The sequence below is a fragment of the Nocardia asteroides genome, from assembly GCF_900637185.1.
GTDB lineage: Bacteria > Actinomycetota > Actinomycetes > Mycobacteriales > Mycobacteriaceae > Nocardia > Nocardia asteroides.
The window spans coordinates 3,766,246-3,780,424 of the sequence record NZ_LR134352.1 but is presented as its reverse complement, the minus strand read 5'-3'; the positions used below and the strand labels follow the sequence as shown (position 1 = coordinate 3,780,424).

At 71.5% G+C, this 14,179-nt stretch carries 13 protein-coding genes; 8 read left to right on the top strand and 5 right to left on the bottom strand.

The genetic code is table 11. The features are described from left to right. Positions 1–48: 48 nt before the first annotated feature. A complete protein-coding gene (locus EL493_RS17720) occupies positions 49–1,575 on the bottom strand; it encodes a DHA2 family efflux MFS transporter permease subunit (RefSeq protein ID WP_019046637.1) in 1,527 nt (508 codons plus the stop codon). Between the two features lie 64 nt (positions 1,576–1,639). Continuing rightward, positions 1,640–2,533 (bottom strand): 4-hydroxy-tetrahydrodipicolinate synthase, encoded by an 894-nt coding sequence (dapA, locus tag EL493_RS17715; RefSeq protein ID WP_019046636.1) that lies wholly within the window; start codon positions 2,531–2,533, stop codon positions 1,640–1,642. A 71-nt stretch (positions 2,534–2,604) separates the two neighbouring features. Here dapA and EL493_RS17710 point away from each other — a divergent pair, with 71 nt between their 5' ends. Beyond that, positions 2,605–3,534 (top strand): LysR substrate-binding domain-containing protein, encoded by a 930-nt coding sequence (locus tag EL493_RS17710; RefSeq protein WP_019046635.1) that lies wholly within the window; start codon positions 2,605–2,607, stop codon positions 3,532–3,534. Between the two features lie 4 nt (positions 3,535–3,538). On the opposite strand, the gene EL493_RS17705 is transcribed toward EL493_RS17710, so the two are convergent. After that, the gene (locus tag EL493_RS17705) at positions 3,539–4,285 is read right to left on the bottom strand and encodes a GntR family transcriptional regulator (protein ID WP_019046634.1); all 747 of its coding nucleotides are present in this window, start codon (positions 4,283–4,285) and stop codon (positions 3,539–3,541) included. A 136-nt stretch (positions 4,286–4,421) separates the two neighbouring features. Here EL493_RS17705 and EL493_RS17700 point away from each other — a divergent pair, with 136 nt between their 5' ends. Genes EL493_RS17700 through EL493_RS17675 form a run of 6 tightly spaced genes read left to right on the top strand, consistent with a single transcriptional unit; the run spans position 4,422 to position 10,526 of the window. After that, positions 4,422–5,414: a BMP family ABC transporter substrate-binding protein gene (locus EL493_RS17700; RefSeq protein ID WP_019046633.1), complete on the top strand. Its 993-nt coding sequence runs from the start codon at positions 4,422–4,424 to the stop codon at positions 5,412–5,414. 6 nt (positions 5,415–5,420) lie between these two features. After that, the gene (locus EL493_RS17695) at positions 5,421–6,980 is read left to right on the top strand and encodes an ABC transporter ATP-binding protein (RefSeq protein WP_022567013.1); all 1,560 of its coding nucleotides are present in this window, start codon (positions 5,421–5,423) and stop codon (positions 6,978–6,980) included. Continuing rightward, entirely contained in the window at positions 6,977–8,122 is a 1,146-nt protein-coding gene (locus tag EL493_RS17690; RefSeq protein ID WP_022567014.1) for an ABC transporter permease, read from the top strand. The genes EL493_RS17695 and EL493_RS17690 overlap by 4 nt, the downstream gene beginning before the upstream one ends. After that, positions 8,119–9,045 (top strand): ABC transporter permease, encoded by a 927-nt coding sequence (locus EL493_RS17685; RefSeq protein ID WP_019046630.1) that lies wholly within the window; start codon positions 8,119–8,121, stop codon positions 9,043–9,045. Before EL493_RS17690 ends, EL493_RS17685 begins: the two co-directional genes overlap by 4 nt. Before the next feature lie 27 nt (positions 9,046–9,072). Next, complete coding sequence (locus EL493_RS17680; RefSeq protein ID WP_019046629.1) at positions 9,073–10,053, top strand: ornithine cyclodeaminase family protein; 981 nt, start codon at positions 9,073–9,075, stop codon at positions 10,051–10,053. Next, complete coding sequence (locus tag EL493_RS17675) at positions 10,050–10,526, top strand: nucleoside deaminase (protein ID WP_019046628.1); 477 nt, start codon at positions 10,050–10,052, stop codon at positions 10,524–10,526. Before EL493_RS17680 ends, EL493_RS17675 begins: the two co-directional genes overlap by 4 nt. Before the next feature lie 37 nt (positions 10,527–10,563). Here the strand turns inward: EL493_RS17675 and EL493_RS17670 are convergent, their stop codons facing one another. Continuing rightward, the gene (locus EL493_RS17670; protein ID WP_019046627.1) at positions 10,564–12,009 is read right to left on the bottom strand and encodes an MFS transporter; all 1,446 of its coding nucleotides are present in this window, start codon (positions 12,007–12,009) and stop codon (positions 10,564–10,566) included. 104 nt (positions 12,010–12,113) lie between these two features. On the opposite strand from EL493_RS17670, the gene EL493_RS17665 reads away from it, so the two are divergent. After that, complete coding sequence (locus EL493_RS17665; RefSeq protein ID WP_019046626.1) at positions 12,114–12,914, top strand: LLM class flavin-dependent oxidoreductase; 801 nt, start codon at positions 12,114–12,116, stop codon at positions 12,912–12,914. Here EL493_RS17665 and EL493_RS17660 read toward each other — a convergent pair. Then, a complete protein-coding gene (locus tag EL493_RS17660) occupies positions 12,911–14,173 on the bottom strand; it encodes an RNA polymerase sigma factor (protein ID WP_019046625.1) in 1,263 nt (420 codons plus the stop codon). The genes EL493_RS17665 and EL493_RS17660 overlap by 4 nt on opposite strands. Positions 14,174–14,179 lie beyond the last annotated feature (6 nt).

The following is a 14,179-nucleotide window of genomic DNA, read 5'->3' as shown; positions in this document are numbered from 1 at the left end:
GCCCGGGCGGAACTGCGTGTTCCGCCCGGGCTTTCGTGTGCGCGACAGCTAGACCATGATCGAAGCTTCCGCGTCGACCGGGGCCGCCGGTTTGGTGCGTGGCAGGAAGAACGCCGGGATCAGCGTCAGCGCGGCCAGGATGACCGTCACCCAGTAGGTGTTGCTGAACGCCTCGGCCGCGAGGTCGAGGCCCTGTTGGATGACCGCGGGCGGGAACTGCGCCGCGATCTCGGGTTTGACGTTGGACGCGATGCCGATGCCCGCCGCGGGATTGTCGTTGAGCTGGGCGGCCAGCACCACCGACATGGTCGCGGTGCCGATCGAGGCGGCGGTCTGGTTGATGATGTTCATCAGCGTCGATCCGCGCGCGACCTGGGCGTGCGAGAGCGTCTGGATGGCCGCGGTCATCACCGGCATCATGGTGCAGCCCATGCCCAGACCCATCACGAACAGCGCGCCGCCGATCAGCAGGTACGAGGTGTCCGATTCCAGCTGGGTGAAGCCGGCCAGACCGGCGGTGATGAGGGTGATGCCGACCATGACGATCTTGCCGGGGCCGATCTTGTCGACCAGGAAGCCCGCGATGGGCATGGTCAGCATGGCGCCGATGCCCTGCGGGGCCATCAGCAGACCCGAGTCCAGCGCCGTCTCACCGCGGACCTGCTGCAGGTAGTTCGGCAGCAGGAAGCCGGCGCCGAAGAACGCCGTGGCGAACAGCGACATGGTGAGCACCGAGGAGCGCAGCGACGGGTTCTTGAACAGGCGCAGGTCGATCAGCGGATGGTCGGTGCGCAGCGCATGGAACACGAACGCCACCAGCAGGATCGCGCCGATGATCGCCGGGATCAGCACGCGCGCGGCGAGCACCGTGCCCTTCTCCGGGATGGAGGAGACACCGAACAGGAACAGCGCCAGACCGGGCGAGGCCAGCAGCATGCCGACGAAGTCGAACGATTCCGACACCTTGGGCTTGTCGGGCGCGAACACGATGTAGGCCAGCACCAGCGCGACCAGGCCCAGCGGCAGGTTGATGAGGAAGATCCAGTGCCAGCTGAAGGCGTCGATCAGCCAGCCACCCAGGATCGGACCGCAGATCGGGCCGAGCAGCATCGGCACACCGAGGACGGCCATCACGCGACCGATCCGCTGCGGACCCGCGGCGTGGGTCATGATCGTCATGCCCAGCGGCATGAGCATGCCGCCGCCGATGCCCTGGATGACGCGGAACGCCACCAGCGACTCGATGCTCCACGCCATCGAGCACAGCACGGAACCGAGGATGAAGAACGACAGCGCCGCCATATAGAGGCGTTTGGTGCCGAAGCGGTCGGCGGCCCATCCGGTCAACGGGATGACCGAGGCCAGCGCCAGGGTGTAGCCGGTCATGGTCCACGCGACCACCTCGACGGAGGCCTGGAAGTCCTCCATGAAGGTCGGGATCGCGACGGTGACCACGGTGATGTCGAGGATCGACATCACCGCACCGAGGACGACGACGCCCGCGACCTTGAGTACGGCGGCGTCCAGCTTGTCGGAGGTGGGATCGGCGGCGCCGATATCCGGAGGTTTCGTCACCGCTTGAGCCTGGCACCTTTTCGTTCGGAAGACCAGCGAAATTTATTGTTCGTGACCTGGTTCTTCACCCCGGCGCGGCGGCGAGTGTCTCCGCGGCGGCCAGGGCCGCCGCCGTCGATTCCGGCGAAGCGGACAACAACGGCAGGCGAACCGCCGCACTCGGGATCTCCCCGCGCGCGGCCAGGACCGCCTTGACGACCGTCGGATTGGGTTCGGCGAACAGGGCGGCGCCGAGCGCGTCGAGGCGGTGGCCCAGAGCCCGGCCGCGGGCCGCGTCGTCGGCCAGCCAGGCCGCGATCAGCGCGGCGTACGCGCCGGGAGCGATGTTCGCGGCGGCCAGGATGCCGCCGCGGGCGCCGAGCGCGAGCAGCGGTGAGGCGAAGCGGTCGTCGCCGCACAGCACCGTCGTCGTCGCGCCGGCTCTGGCGAGGAGTTCCACGCTGGCCGCGTCGACTCCGCCGACCGAATGCTTGAATCCGGCGATGTTCGGAATGCTCGCCAGCCGCACGAGGGTGTCGCCGCACAGCGGGCGCGCGGTGCGGTAGGGCACGTCGTAGACGAACACCGGCGCCGGGCTCGCGGCGGCCAGCGCGGTGAAGTGCGCGACGACGCCCTCCTCGCTCGGCCGCACGTAGTACGGCACCACGGCGAGCACCCCGGCGACCGGATGTCGCAGTGCGCCGACGGCCGCGACCGAGTCGGCGGTGGCGTTGCCGCCGGCGCACACGATGAGCGGGGCGTCGCGTTCGGCGCAGACGGCGGCGCACACGTCGAGCACCAGCGCGCGTTCCGCGGCGGTGAGGGTCGACGGTTCGGCGGTGGTGCCCAGGGCGACGAGCCCGGTCGCGCCCGCGTCGAGGACGCGGTGGGCGTGCTGTGCCAGTGCGTCGGCGGCGACCGCGCCGTCGGCGGCGAAGGGGGTGATCATGGGGACGAACAGTCCCTGCAGCGATGTCATGGGTCCATGGTCGAGCCGACCGATACATCAGGTCCAGTTCACATTGGTGACGGCGACCGTAAGATGAACTGATGCTCGACGTCCGCAAACTCCGCCTGCTGCGCGAACTCGCTCATCGCGGCACCATCGCCGCGGTCGCCGACGCGCTCAGCTACACCCCCTCGGCGGTCTCCCAACAGCTCACCGCGCTCGAACGCGAGGCGGGGGTGTCGCTGCTGGAGCGCACGGGCAGGCGGGTGACGCTCACCCCGGCCGCGCATCTGCTCGTCGGCCACACCGAGACCATCCTCGCCGCCCTCGAGCGGGCCGACGCCGAATTGTCCTGTGTCCGGGACGAACTCGTCGGCACGCTGCGGATCGGCGCGTTCCCCACCGCGGCCCGGACCCTGCTGTCGCCCGCGCTGGTGGCCCTGAGCACCGCCCATCCCCGGCTCGAACTCACCGTCACCGAGCTCGACCCCGCCGAGGTCCCCGACGCCCTGCGCGCGGGCACCCTCGACATCGCCCTGACCCACGACTACGACCTGGTCCCCGCCATCCCCGACCCGGCCATCCATACCGAGCCGCTGCACACCGAGACCGTCTTCCTGGCCACCCGCCACCCGGTCCCGGCCACCGACCCGCTGCGCGCCACCGCCGCGTCCCCGTGGATCGCGGGCACACCGGGCACCCTGTGCCACACCGTCACCCTGCGCGCCTGCCTGGCCACCGGCTTCACCCCGCGCATCCGTCACCACGCCGACGACTTCACCACCGTCCTGGCCCTGGTCGCCGCCGACGCGGGCGCCGCCATCGTCCCGGCCATGGCCCTGCCGTCCCCGCTCGGCGACGTCACCCTCACCCCGCTGACCACCCGCCGCCACACCCACCTCGCCTACCGCAACGGCACCGCCACCCACCCAGCCATCCACGCCGCCCGCACCACCCTGCGCGACGCCGCCCGCACAGCACAGAGCGGCACCGCGACACCTGCCCGACCGGGCGCTCGATCGTCACCCTGACGGGTCAGGCCGTCTTCTCCCGGTGGGTGGTGCGCTGGCGGGTGCGGGTGGCCGAGACCGGGTCGATCTCGGGCATGGACCATTGGGCCGACAGCGCGAGGCTGGGTTCGCGGCCCGAGGCCACGTGCCGGTAGGCGATCTCGGCGGCGGCCTCGGCATCGCCCGCGGCGATGGCGGCGTAGAGGGCTTCGTGCTCGTCGCACTGGGTGCCGGGGTCGCGCTCCTTGGTGAGGTGGAACAGCCAGCGGACGCGAGATTCCAAGGGCCGCAGCAATGATTGCAGCAGCGGGTTGCCCGAGACTTCGACGAGCAGGGTGTGGAAGCCGGCATTGGCCGCGGCGATCGCGGCCTGATCACCGGCGGCGGTGGCCCGGCGAGCGGCGGCGAGCTGCTCGCGCAGGGCGGCCAAGCCCGCCGGATCAGCCCGCTCGGCGGCCAGCCGGGCGGCCAGCACTTCCAGGCTCTCACGGACATCGAACAGGTCCCGCACGTCGGTCACCGTGAACGGGGCGACGATCGCGCCCTGACGCGGCACGATGACCACGAGCCCTTCGCGCTCGAGCAGCTGCAGTGCCTCGCGCAACGGGATCCGCGAGATCGCCAGCTCGGTCGCGAGCTCGCGTTCCACCAGCCGCTGCCCCGGGCTCAGGCGCAGGTCGATGATCCGGTCGCGCAGTTCCTCGTAGGCCCGATCGCGCAGCGACTTCTTCGCAGGTTCTTCCGCCACCGCACCATCCTCGCGCACCCGCATCCCGTCCACGGTAGTCCCGCCGTGCGCCAGCGCCCGATTCTTACGTTTCGGTAATCCGCACGTCATGTCGGCACTTCAGGCTGACACTTAACGGTATACCGCTATCTCGGCGGTTCGTTCGACCAAGGAGTACCCCGTGCACAAGTCCACTCGGCGCGCGATCGCCGCAGCCTCGGCCGCGCTGGCCGCCGCCGCCCTGCTGTCGGCCTGCGGGTCCTCCGACACTTCCGGCGCGGGCGGCACGCTGAAAGTCGGTGTCTTCTTTCCCGGTTCGCTCTCGGACACCGGCTTCATGCAGTCGGGCTATCTCGGCTACCAGCGCGTCGCCGAGTCGCTCGGCGACCGGGTGGAACTGAGCAAGGTCGAACAGGTCGCGGCGAGCGACTATCAGCAGGCCCTGGTCCGCTTCGCCTCCACCAACGACCTGGTGATCTCCCTCGGCGGCCAGACCGACGCCGACCTGCGCAAGGTGGCACCGCAGTTCCCGCAGGTGAAGTTCGTCGAGATCGGCGGACCCGCCGACGCGACCCCGCTGGCCAACCTCGCCTACTACGACCCGCAGCAGGCCGAGGCCGAATTCCTCAGCGGCGCGGTCTCGGCGGCAGGGGCGAAGAACGGCGCCGTGGCGTTCGTCGGCGGCGTGGAGCTGCCCGCGATCGTCAACGCCGCCAACGCCTTCGGCAACGGCGCCCGCTTCGCGAAGCCGGAGGTGAAGGTACTGACCCCGCAGTACGTCGGCGATTTCAACGATCCGGCCAAGGCCAAGCAGGCGGCGCTGGCCGACTACGGCGCGGGCGCGGGCGCGCTCGGCCAGATCGTGAACCTCGGCAAGGCGGGCATGGAGCAGGCCGCCGCCCAGGCCGGCGCGGCGATGGTCGGTGGACCGATTCCCGGCGACTGCACCAACCCTGTGTACCTCGGCTATGTGCACACCGATATCGGCGCCGAGGTCGAGTACGCCGTGCGGGCGGTGCTCGACGAGACGTGGAAGGCCGAGAACGTGCGCTTCGGGCTCACCTCGCCCAACCACGGCACCGACTTCGTACTGTGCAGCAAGGACGCCGCCGTCGCCGACGCGCTCGCCCGGGCGAAGACGGCGCTGTCCACCGGCGCGGTCCAGCCGTACTGAGGTGTCATGAGCACTCCCGCATTGACCCTGCACGGGCTGGGCAAGAGCTTCGGTGACGTGCGGGCGCTGTCCGGGGTCGACCTGACCGTCGAATCCGGCACCGTCCATTGCGTTCTCGGCGAGAACGGCGCGGGCAAGTCCACGCTGTGCAATCTGGTCTTCGGCGCCTACCGGCCCGACACGGGCCGGATGACGCTGGGTGGCACCGAGTTCCGGCCCGACTCCCCCGCCGCCGCGGCGGCCGCGGGCGTGGCCATGGTGCACCAGCATTTCAGTCTGGTCACCACGATGACCGTCGCGGAGAATCTGCTGCTCACCCTGCGCGGCGTCCGGATTCGCCGGGCCGAGCTCACCGCCCGGCTCGACGAGATCGCGCACCGCTACGGGCTGCGCGTCGAGCCCGGCCGATCGGTCGCCGGCATGCCGGTGGGCGCCCGGCAGAAGGTCGAGATCGTCAAGGCGCTGCTGCGGGATCCGTCGCTGATCCTGCTCGACGAACCCACCGGCGTGCTGGATCCGGCCGAGATCGACGCGCTGCTCGAGACCTGCCGCGCCGTCGCCGCCGACGGCAAGGCCGTGGTGCTGGTGACACACAAGCTCGGCGAGGTGGCCCGGGTCGCCGACGCCGCCACGGTGCTGCGCCACGGCACCGTCGCCGGCGGCGGCCGGATGTCGAATACCGGTATCCCGCAGCTGCTCACGGCCATGGTCGGGCGAAGCGCGGCCGACCTGGACCCGACCGTGGCGGCGACCCTGGGCATCGACACGGCCGACCCGGCACACCCCGCGCGGGCCGGGGACACGGTGTCGCAGGCGTCGCCGGTGCTGGCGATCGAGGACCTCACCGTCCATCGCGACGACGGCAGCACCGCGATCGACCGGGTCCGACTCGAGCTGCGCCCGGGCGAGATCGCCGGCATCGCGGGCGTGGAGGGCAACGGCCAGAGCGAACTGGTCGCCGTGCTCGCCGGCGCCACCCCGGCGACCGCGGGCACCGTCACCCTCGACGGCACCGACATCACCCGCGCGAACCCGGCCACCCGCGCCGCACTCGGCCTCGGTGTCGTCCCCGAGGACCGGCACCGCGACGCGATGATCGCCGACATGAGCGTCGCCGAGAACCTGTTCCTCGGACAGCTCGGCCGGTTCCGCCGCTTCGGCCTGCTCGACAGGCGCGCCATGGGCCGGGCCGCGGAAACCGAGCTCGCCCGGTTCGACGTGCGCGCGGCGGGACCGTGGGCACGGATGGGATCGCTGTCGGGCGGCAACCAGCAGAAGGTGGTGCTCGCGCGCGAACTGTCCAGCGCGAACCTGCGCTGCCTGGTGGCCGCCCAGCCGACCCGCGGATTGGACATCGGCGCGGTCGATTTCGTGCTCACCCAGCTGCGCCGCGCGGCCGCCGACGGCTGCGCGGTGCTGGTGGTGTCGAGCGAGGTGCCGGAACTTCTGGCGCTGTGCCATCGCGTGTTCGTCGCCTACCGCGGCACGCTCACCGGCCCGGTCGAGGCCACCGATCCCGCGGCGGCACAGCGGATCGGCGAATTGATGATGGGAGTCTCGGCATGAGAGTGTCACCTCCGGGCGGCGTGGCCGCCCTGCGCCGCTGGGCGCATCAGCCGCTCGTGGTCGCGGCCGCGGCGATGCTCGCGGCGGGCGGGATCGGGCTGGTCCTCGCGGCCGTCGCGGGTGCGGCTCCCGCCGCCACCGTGACCGCACTGTGGGACGGCATGTTCGGCACGCCCTACGCCGTGGGCGCCTCGCTCAACGTGGCCGCCACGCTGATGCTGGTCGCCGTCGGCTTCACCGTCGCCCACCGGGCCGGACTGGTGAACGTAGGCGGCGAGGGCCAGATCTGCGCCGGCGGTATCGCCGCCACCGCGATCGGCACCACCCTCACCGGCGCGCCCGCCGCGATCACCCTGCCCGCGGTCCTGCTCGCCGCCGCGGCGGCGGGCTGGGCGTGGGCGGCGATCGCGGCCTTCCTGCGGGTGCGGCGCGGTACCAGCGAGATCATCACCACGCTGCTGCTCAATTTCGTCGGCCTGGCGCTGGTCCTGCTGGTGGTGCACGAGCCCGCCCTGCTGCGCCAGCCGGTGACCTCCTCGGAGACCCTGCCGCAGTCCGCACCGCTCACCCCCGCGGCGCATCTGCCGTTGCTGGGCATCGACCGCTCCCCCGCCACCGTGGCGCTGTGGATCGCCCTGGTGGCGGCGCTGGGCACCGCGATCCGGGTGCGGCACACCGCACTCGGTGTCCGGCTGCGCGCGGTCGGCCGCAATCCGGACGCGGCGGCCCGCCTCGGCCTGCCGGTGCGGCGGCTGCGATTCCTCAGCCTGTCCGCCGCGGGCGCGTGCGCCGGGGTGGCGGGCGGTCTGCTGGTGGCCACCGCGCCGTTCGTGCTGGCCGAGGGATTCTCTTCCGGCTACGGATTCTCCGGCCTGGTGGTGGGGCTCCTGGCGCGCGGATCGCTGGCCGCGGTTGTCGCGGTGTCGCTGCTGCTGGGTTTCCTCGTCTCGGGCGGGATCAACCTGCAGCTGGCGGCGAACGTGCCCGCCTCGACCATCGCGGTCGTCGAATCGCTGATGATCGTGTTCATCGCGGGCGCCGCGCTCTGGACCCGGGCGCGCCCAGCCGGTTCCGGCGCGCCCCCACCGGTCCCGGCTGCGCAGGGCACCGAATCCACCGATCTGGCGGGAGCGCCGCGATGAGTCTCGACACGGTCACCGACATCGCCACCAGCGGTATCGGTTTCACCCTGCCCATTCTGGTCGCGGCGAGCGGCGAACTGATCAGCGAACGCGCCGGGGTCCTGAATCTGAGCGTGGAGGCGATGATGCTGACCGGCGCGTTCGCCGGCGTGCTCGGCGCCGTGACCACCGGCTCCCCCACGCTGGGCGCGCTCACCGCCGTGCTGGCCTCGTTGATCTTCGGGGTGCTGCAAGCGGTCTGGAGTATCGCCCTGCGCGCCGACCAGATCGTCGTCGGGATCGCGAGCAACGCGCTGGCCCTCGGCGCGACCACCTATGGAGCGCGGCTGCTGCTGGCCGATGGCAAGGGGCACACGGTGCCGGGGTTCGACCCGCTGCGTGTCCCACTGCTGCACCGGATTCCGGTCGTCGGGCCCGCCCTGTTCGGGCAGACCGCACTGGGCTATCTGTGTCTGGCCGTCGTCGTGGCGCTGGCCGTGGTGTTCTCCCGGCGGACCAAGCCCGGCTTGGTGATCGACGCGATCGGTGAGGACGCCGTCGCCGCCGACCGCACCGGGTTGCCGGTGCGCGCGGTCCGCTACGGCGGCGTGCTGCTGGCCGCCGTAGCGGCCGGGCTCGGCGGTGCTCAGCTCGCGTTGTCGGAGGTGCATTCGTTCAGCGACAACATGACCGGCGGCATCGGCTACCTCGCCGTCGTCGCGGTGATCGCGGGCCGCTGGCGCGCCCTCGGCGTCGTCTGGGCCTCGGTGTTCTTCGGCCTCGCGCAGGCGCTGCAGTTCGCGCTGCCCGCGCTGGGAGTGCACGTGCCGTTCGCGCTGCTGGTGATGCTGCCCTACCTGATCGCGATCGTCGCCGTCAGCGGTCTGGTCGGCAACAGCCGGTCACCGCGTGATCTGACCGTCGCCTTCGCCCGTTCGTCCTGACCCGCCCCCTTGTCGAGGAGCAGTCCGTTGACCCTGATCCTGTCGCATTCCGATGTGGCCGCCGTGCTCGATCGCGGCGAGGTGCTGGCCGCGGTCGAGCGCGCCCACGCCGAACTCGCGCGCGGCGAGGCGCTCGTCCCCGCACCACCGGCGATGTCGCTCGGCGGAGCGGCGTTCGTGCCGATGGTGGCCGCCGCCACGTCCGCCGAGGCCGCGGCGGTGAAACTGCTGGCCGACCTCCCGGCCAACCGCGCGCGCGGACTGCCGGTCCAGCGCTCGGTGATCGTGGTGACCTCCGCCGCGGACGGCGGCTGCGAGGCACTCGTCGACGGCAGGCTGATCACCGCCGTCCGCACCGCCGCAGCCAGCGCGGTCGCCACCAAATATCTTGCCCGCCGGAACAGTTCGATTCTCGGCCTGGTCGGCGCCGGCGGTCTCGCCGTGGAGCACACCCGCGCGATCGCCCGGGTCCGGCCGCTGCGGACCGTGCTGGTCTGGTCGCGCTCGGCCGCGACGGTCGACCGGTTCCGCGCCGCGATCGCGGACCTGGGACTCGACGTGCGCACGATGCCGTCGGCGGAGGCGGTGACGCGCGGCGCGGACGTGCTGTGCACCCTCACCCCCGCGCGCGAACCGGTCGTGCGCGGCGCGTGGTTCGGCGACGGACTGCACGTCAACGCGGTCGGGGCGCCGCCGCGCGCGGATCACCGGGAGGTCGACGGCGAGGCCATGCGCCGGGCGCGGGTCGTCGTAGACTCGGTCGGCACCACCCTCACCAAGTCCGGTGACACGCTGCTGGCCATCGCCGACGGCGCGATCACCGAGGCGGCGGTGCGGACCGAACTGGGCGAGGTGATCACCGATCGGGCCCCCGGCCGGACCGGCGCTCGCGACATCACCCTGTTCAACTCGGTGGGCATCGGCCTGCAGGACCTGGCCGCGGCCCGCCTGCTCATCGACAAGGCTCGCGCCAACGGCATCGGAACGGAAGTGGACCTCAGCCTATGACCGCACTCACCGACCTCGACCGCACCCACCTGCGACGCGCGATCGACCTCGCCGGCGTGGCGCTGGCACGCGGCGACCGGCCGTTCGGGTCGGTGGCCGTCGACCGCGACGGCCGCGTCCTCGCCGAGGGTGCGAACGCGGTGAGCAGCAGCGGCGACGTCACCGCGCACGCCGAACTGGTCGCCATCACCACCGCCACCGCCGCGGGTCACGCCGAGGCACTGCGCGGGGCGACCGTGTACGCCAGCGGTGAGCCGTGTCCGATGTGCGCCGCGGCCATGGTGTGGGCGCAGGTCGGGCGCATCGTGTTCGCCGCGGCGGCCGCCGAATTCGGGCAGATCCTGCCCGGCGGGCCCAGCTTCGCGCTGACCTGCGCCGACCTGGTCGCCACCGCGAACGTGCCGGTAGCGGTCAGCGGCCCACATCTGGGCGAGGAAGCGCTCGCCGTCTTCCGGGCCGCCGCCGCGAACTGATTCCGGCCGCCGGTCGCCGCGGTGGCGACCGGCGTGGTCAGCTCACCGGAATCGGGTCGTCACCGAGGTCGCGCTTCGTGTCCGGTTCGGGCTTGTCGACGGGAACCGGCACGACCTCCGGGGCGGGGAGCACCTCGGGTTCGCTCTCGGCCGCCAGGTCCCGCTGCTCCTCGATCGCCTCCGGTGTGCCCGGAACCTGCGTACCGCGCAGCGAGACACCCTTGGTCTCGATCAGGAAGTAGGCCGCCACCAGGCCGACCAGGCAGGCGCCGAACATGTAGTAGGCCGGGAAGAGGTGGTCGCCGGTGGCGTCGATGAACGCCTGGTTGATCACCGGCGCGGTACCACCGAACAACGAGGTGGCCACGTTGTAGCCGATCGCCACACCGGCGAAGCGCACGATCGTGGGGAACATGGCCGGGAAGGTCGCCGAGATCGTCGCCAGCTGCGGGGCGTAGAGCAGGCCCAGGATCGCGAAACCGGCGATGGCACCGGTCAGCGAGCTGCCGATCAGCTTGTACACCGGCACGACCATGATCATCAGGGCCGCGCAGGAGAACAACCACATCGGCCTGCGCCCCACCCGGTCCGACAGCGCGCCCAGGAACGGCAGTGTCACCAGCATGACGATCTGGCCGATCAGCGGCACCAGCAGCGCGTCGGATTCCTTCATCCCGAGCGTGGTGCCCAGATAGGTGGGCGTGTAGCTGAGCAGCGAATAATTCACCACGTTCAGCGCGATGACCAGACCGAACAGGGTCAGCACCGGGCGCAGGTATTTCGTCACCAGATCGCGGTACACACCGGCGACTTCCTCGGTGTCGTCGTTGGCCTCGACCTCGCGGAATACCGGGGTGTCCTCCACCCGGCTACGCAGGTACATACCGATCAAACCCAGCGGCGCGGCGATGAGGAACGGAATTCGCCAGCCCCACGATTCCATCGCCGGGTCGTCGAGAATATTCACCAGCAGCAGGGCGACCAGATTTCCGAGCGTGAATCCGGCCAGGGTGCCGACCTCGAGGAAACTGCCGTAGAAGCCGCGTTTACGGTCCGGGGCGTATTCCGCCATGAAGGTCGCGGCGCCGCCGTATTCGCCGCCCGCCGACAGGCCCTGGACCATCCGCAACAGGTACAGCAGGATCGGCGCGGCGATCCCGATGGCCTCGTAGCTGGGGATCAGGCCCACAGCCAGCGTGGAGCAGGCCATCAGCACGATCGTCGTCGCCAGCACGCGTTTGCGGCCGATCCGGTCGCCCAGCGGACCCCAGATCATGCCGCCGATCGGGCGGATCAGGAAGGAGACCGCGAATCCGAGCAGGGTGTAGACGATGCTCGAACCCTCCCCGTCGCCGGGAAACAACGACGCGGCGATATAGGTCGCCAGATAGGCGTAGACACCGTAGTCGAACCATTCGACCGCATTGCCGATCGCCGACGCACCGATAGCGCGGTGCAGCACCGATTTCGATTCCTGTGACATCTACACAAACCTCTCGTCGTCGCCCCTACGGGCTACCCGACGATTCCGGAAAACAAACGTTACGAGCGTGCGACACCTCCCGAAATACCCTCTACACTGCGACGATGACGCTGCGCTACGGGGTATATCTGCCGCCGTTCGGCGAATTGTCCGATCCGCGGGTGCTGGCCGAACTCGCCGTCGAAGCGGAGTCGTCCGGCTTCGACGGCGTGTTCGTCTGGGATCACGTGGCCCGGCCGCACGAGCCGGATCTGCCCGTCGGCGATGCGTGGATCGGGCTGGCGGCGATCGCGGCCGCGACCTCGCGGGTGGTGTTCGGGCCCCGGATCACACCGCTGTCGCGGCGACGGCCCCAGGATGTGGCTCGGGAGAGCGTCGCGCTGGATCTGCTCAGCGGTGGACGTCTGGTACTCGGGGTCGGTCTGGGTTCGGAGGCGACCGGCGAGTTCTCCCGGTTGGGCGAGGTCGCCGTACCCCGGGATCGCGCGCGGCTGCTCGACGAAGCGCTCGACGTGCTGACCGCGCTGTGGTCCGGTGAGGTGGTCCACCACGACGGGCCCGCCTACCGCGTCGACGGGCTCCGGTTCCTGCCGCGTCCCGTGCAGCGCCCCCGGATCCCCGTCTGGGTGGCCGCCCAATCGGTGCGGCAAGCGCCCTTGCGCCGGGCCGCGCGCTTCGACGGGCTCTGTCCCGAGGCCGACCCGGACCAGCTGGCCGAGATGCTCGCCGTGGTGGCCGGACATCGCGGCGACCTCGCCGGTTTCGAGGTGGCGGTCGCGGCGAGCACCGACCGTGATCACGATGCCTACGCCCGCGCGGGCGCCACCTGGTGGCTGACCGAACTTCCGATGAGCTGCTCGCGGGCCGAGGCACTGGCCACGATCCGCCGCGGACCACACAGCTAGGTCAGGGCGGCGAGTTTCCTGGCCAGCACGGTCTTCTCGTGGTCGTTGCCGCACAGCCGCAGCGCCTCGGTGAGGGCCTCGCTCGCCTCGTCGGTGCGGCCGAGGCGGGTGAGCAGTTCGCCGCGCACGCTCGGCAGCAGGTGTGACGACGCGAGCTCCCCCGCGGCGGCCAGCTCGTCGACGATCGGCAGGGCGGCTGCCGGGCCCTCGGCCATCGACACCGCGACCGCCCGGTTCAGCTCCACCACCGGCGACGGCGCGAGCCTGCCGAGGATCTCGTAGAGCAGCACCACCCGTTCCCAGTCCGTCGCCGCCACCGAGGGCGCCACCGCGTGACATTCGGCGATGGCGGCCTGCACGCCGTAGGCGCCGAGACCGCGGCCGACCCGGGTGGCCTGCACCAGCGCGGCCCGGCCCCGGCGGATGGCCGAGCGGTCCCACCGGCGCCGGTCCTGCTGTTCGAGCAGCACGGGCGCGCCGTCGGGGCCGGTGCGGGCGGGAAAGCGCGCCGCGGTCAGCTCCCGCAGCGCGAGCAGGCCGTACACCTCGGGTTCGGTGGGCATCAGGCCGGTGAGGACCCGGGCCAGCCGCTGTGCCTCACCGGCCAGGTCGAAGCGGATCATGTCGGGTCCGGTGCTGGCCGACGAGCCCTCGGTGAACATCAGGTACACCACGCCGAGCACCGATCCCAGCCGTGCGCCGCGCTCGGCCGCGGGCGGCACCTCGAACGCGACCCCGGCCGCGCCCAGGGTCTTCTTGGCCCTGGTGATCCTGGCCTGCACCGTCGCCGTCGGCACCAGGCACGCCTTGGCGATCTCGTCGCTGGTCAGACCGCCGACGACGCGCAGCGTCAACGCCAGCCGCGCTTCCCGGGACAGCACGGGGTGACAGGCGATGAACATCAGCGCCAGCACGTCGTCGTCGATCCGGTCCGGATCCCACAGCATATCCCCGTCGCCGTCCGCCGGGACGCCGCTTTCGTCGAGATCACGGGCGAGGGCGGCGTAACGCTCGTCGAGCGCGGCGCGGCGCCGGAACGCGTCGATCGCGCGCCTGCGCCCGACCGTGAGCAACCATCCGGCCGGCTGCCGTGGCACGCCGGTGCGCGGCCAGGTCACCAGCGCCTCGGCCAGTGCCTCCTGCGCGAGATCCTCGGCCATCGCGAAATCGCCGGTCCAGCGCGCCAGCGCGCCGACGATGCGGGCCGATTCGATCCGCCAGACCGCGGCCACGGTCTCCCGGCCGGAATGGTCGCTCATCGCGCG

What these genes read in the sequence shown, in the direction of transcription:
- dapA (WP_019046636.1), bottom strand. Translation starts at nt 2,533, where the DNA reads ATGACATCGCTGCAGGGACTGTTCGTCCCCATGATCACCCCCTTCGCC.
- EL493_RS17710 (WP_019046635.1), top strand. Translation starts at nt 2,605, where the DNA reads ATGCTCGACGTCCGCAAACTCCGCCTGCTGCGCGAACTCGCTCATCGC.
- EL493_RS17705 (WP_019046634.1), bottom strand. Translation starts at nt 4,285, where the DNA reads ATGCGGGTGCGCGAGGATGGTGCGGTGGCGGAAGAACCTGCGAAGAAG.
- EL493_RS17695 (WP_022567013.1), top strand. Translation starts at nt 5,421, where the DNA reads ATGAGCACTCCCGCATTGACCCTGCACGGGCTGGGCAAGAGCTTCGGT.
- EL493_RS17690 (WP_022567014.1), top strand. Translation starts at nt 6,977, where the DNA reads ATGAGAGTGTCACCTCCGGGCGGCGTGGCCGCCCTGCGCCGCTGGGCG.
- EL493_RS17685 (WP_019046630.1), top strand. Translation starts at nt 8,119, where the DNA reads ATGAGTCTCGACACGGTCACCGACATCGCCACCAGCGGTATCGGTTTC.
- EL493_RS17675 (WP_019046628.1), top strand. Translation starts at nt 10,050, where the DNA reads ATGACCGCACTCACCGACCTCGACCGCACCCACCTGCGACGCGCGATC.
- EL493_RS17670 (WP_019046627.1), bottom strand. Translation starts at nt 12,009, where the DNA reads ATGTCACAGGAATCGAAATCGGTGCTGCACCGCGCTATCGGTGCGTCG.
- EL493_RS17665 (WP_019046626.1), top strand. Translation starts at nt 12,114, where the DNA reads ATGACGCTGCGCTACGGGGTATATCTGCCGCCGTTCGGCGAATTGTCC.
- EL493_RS17660 (WP_019046625.1), bottom strand. Translation starts at nt 14,173, where the DNA reads ATGAGCGACCATTCCGGCCGGGAGACCGTGGCCGCGGTCTGGCGGATC.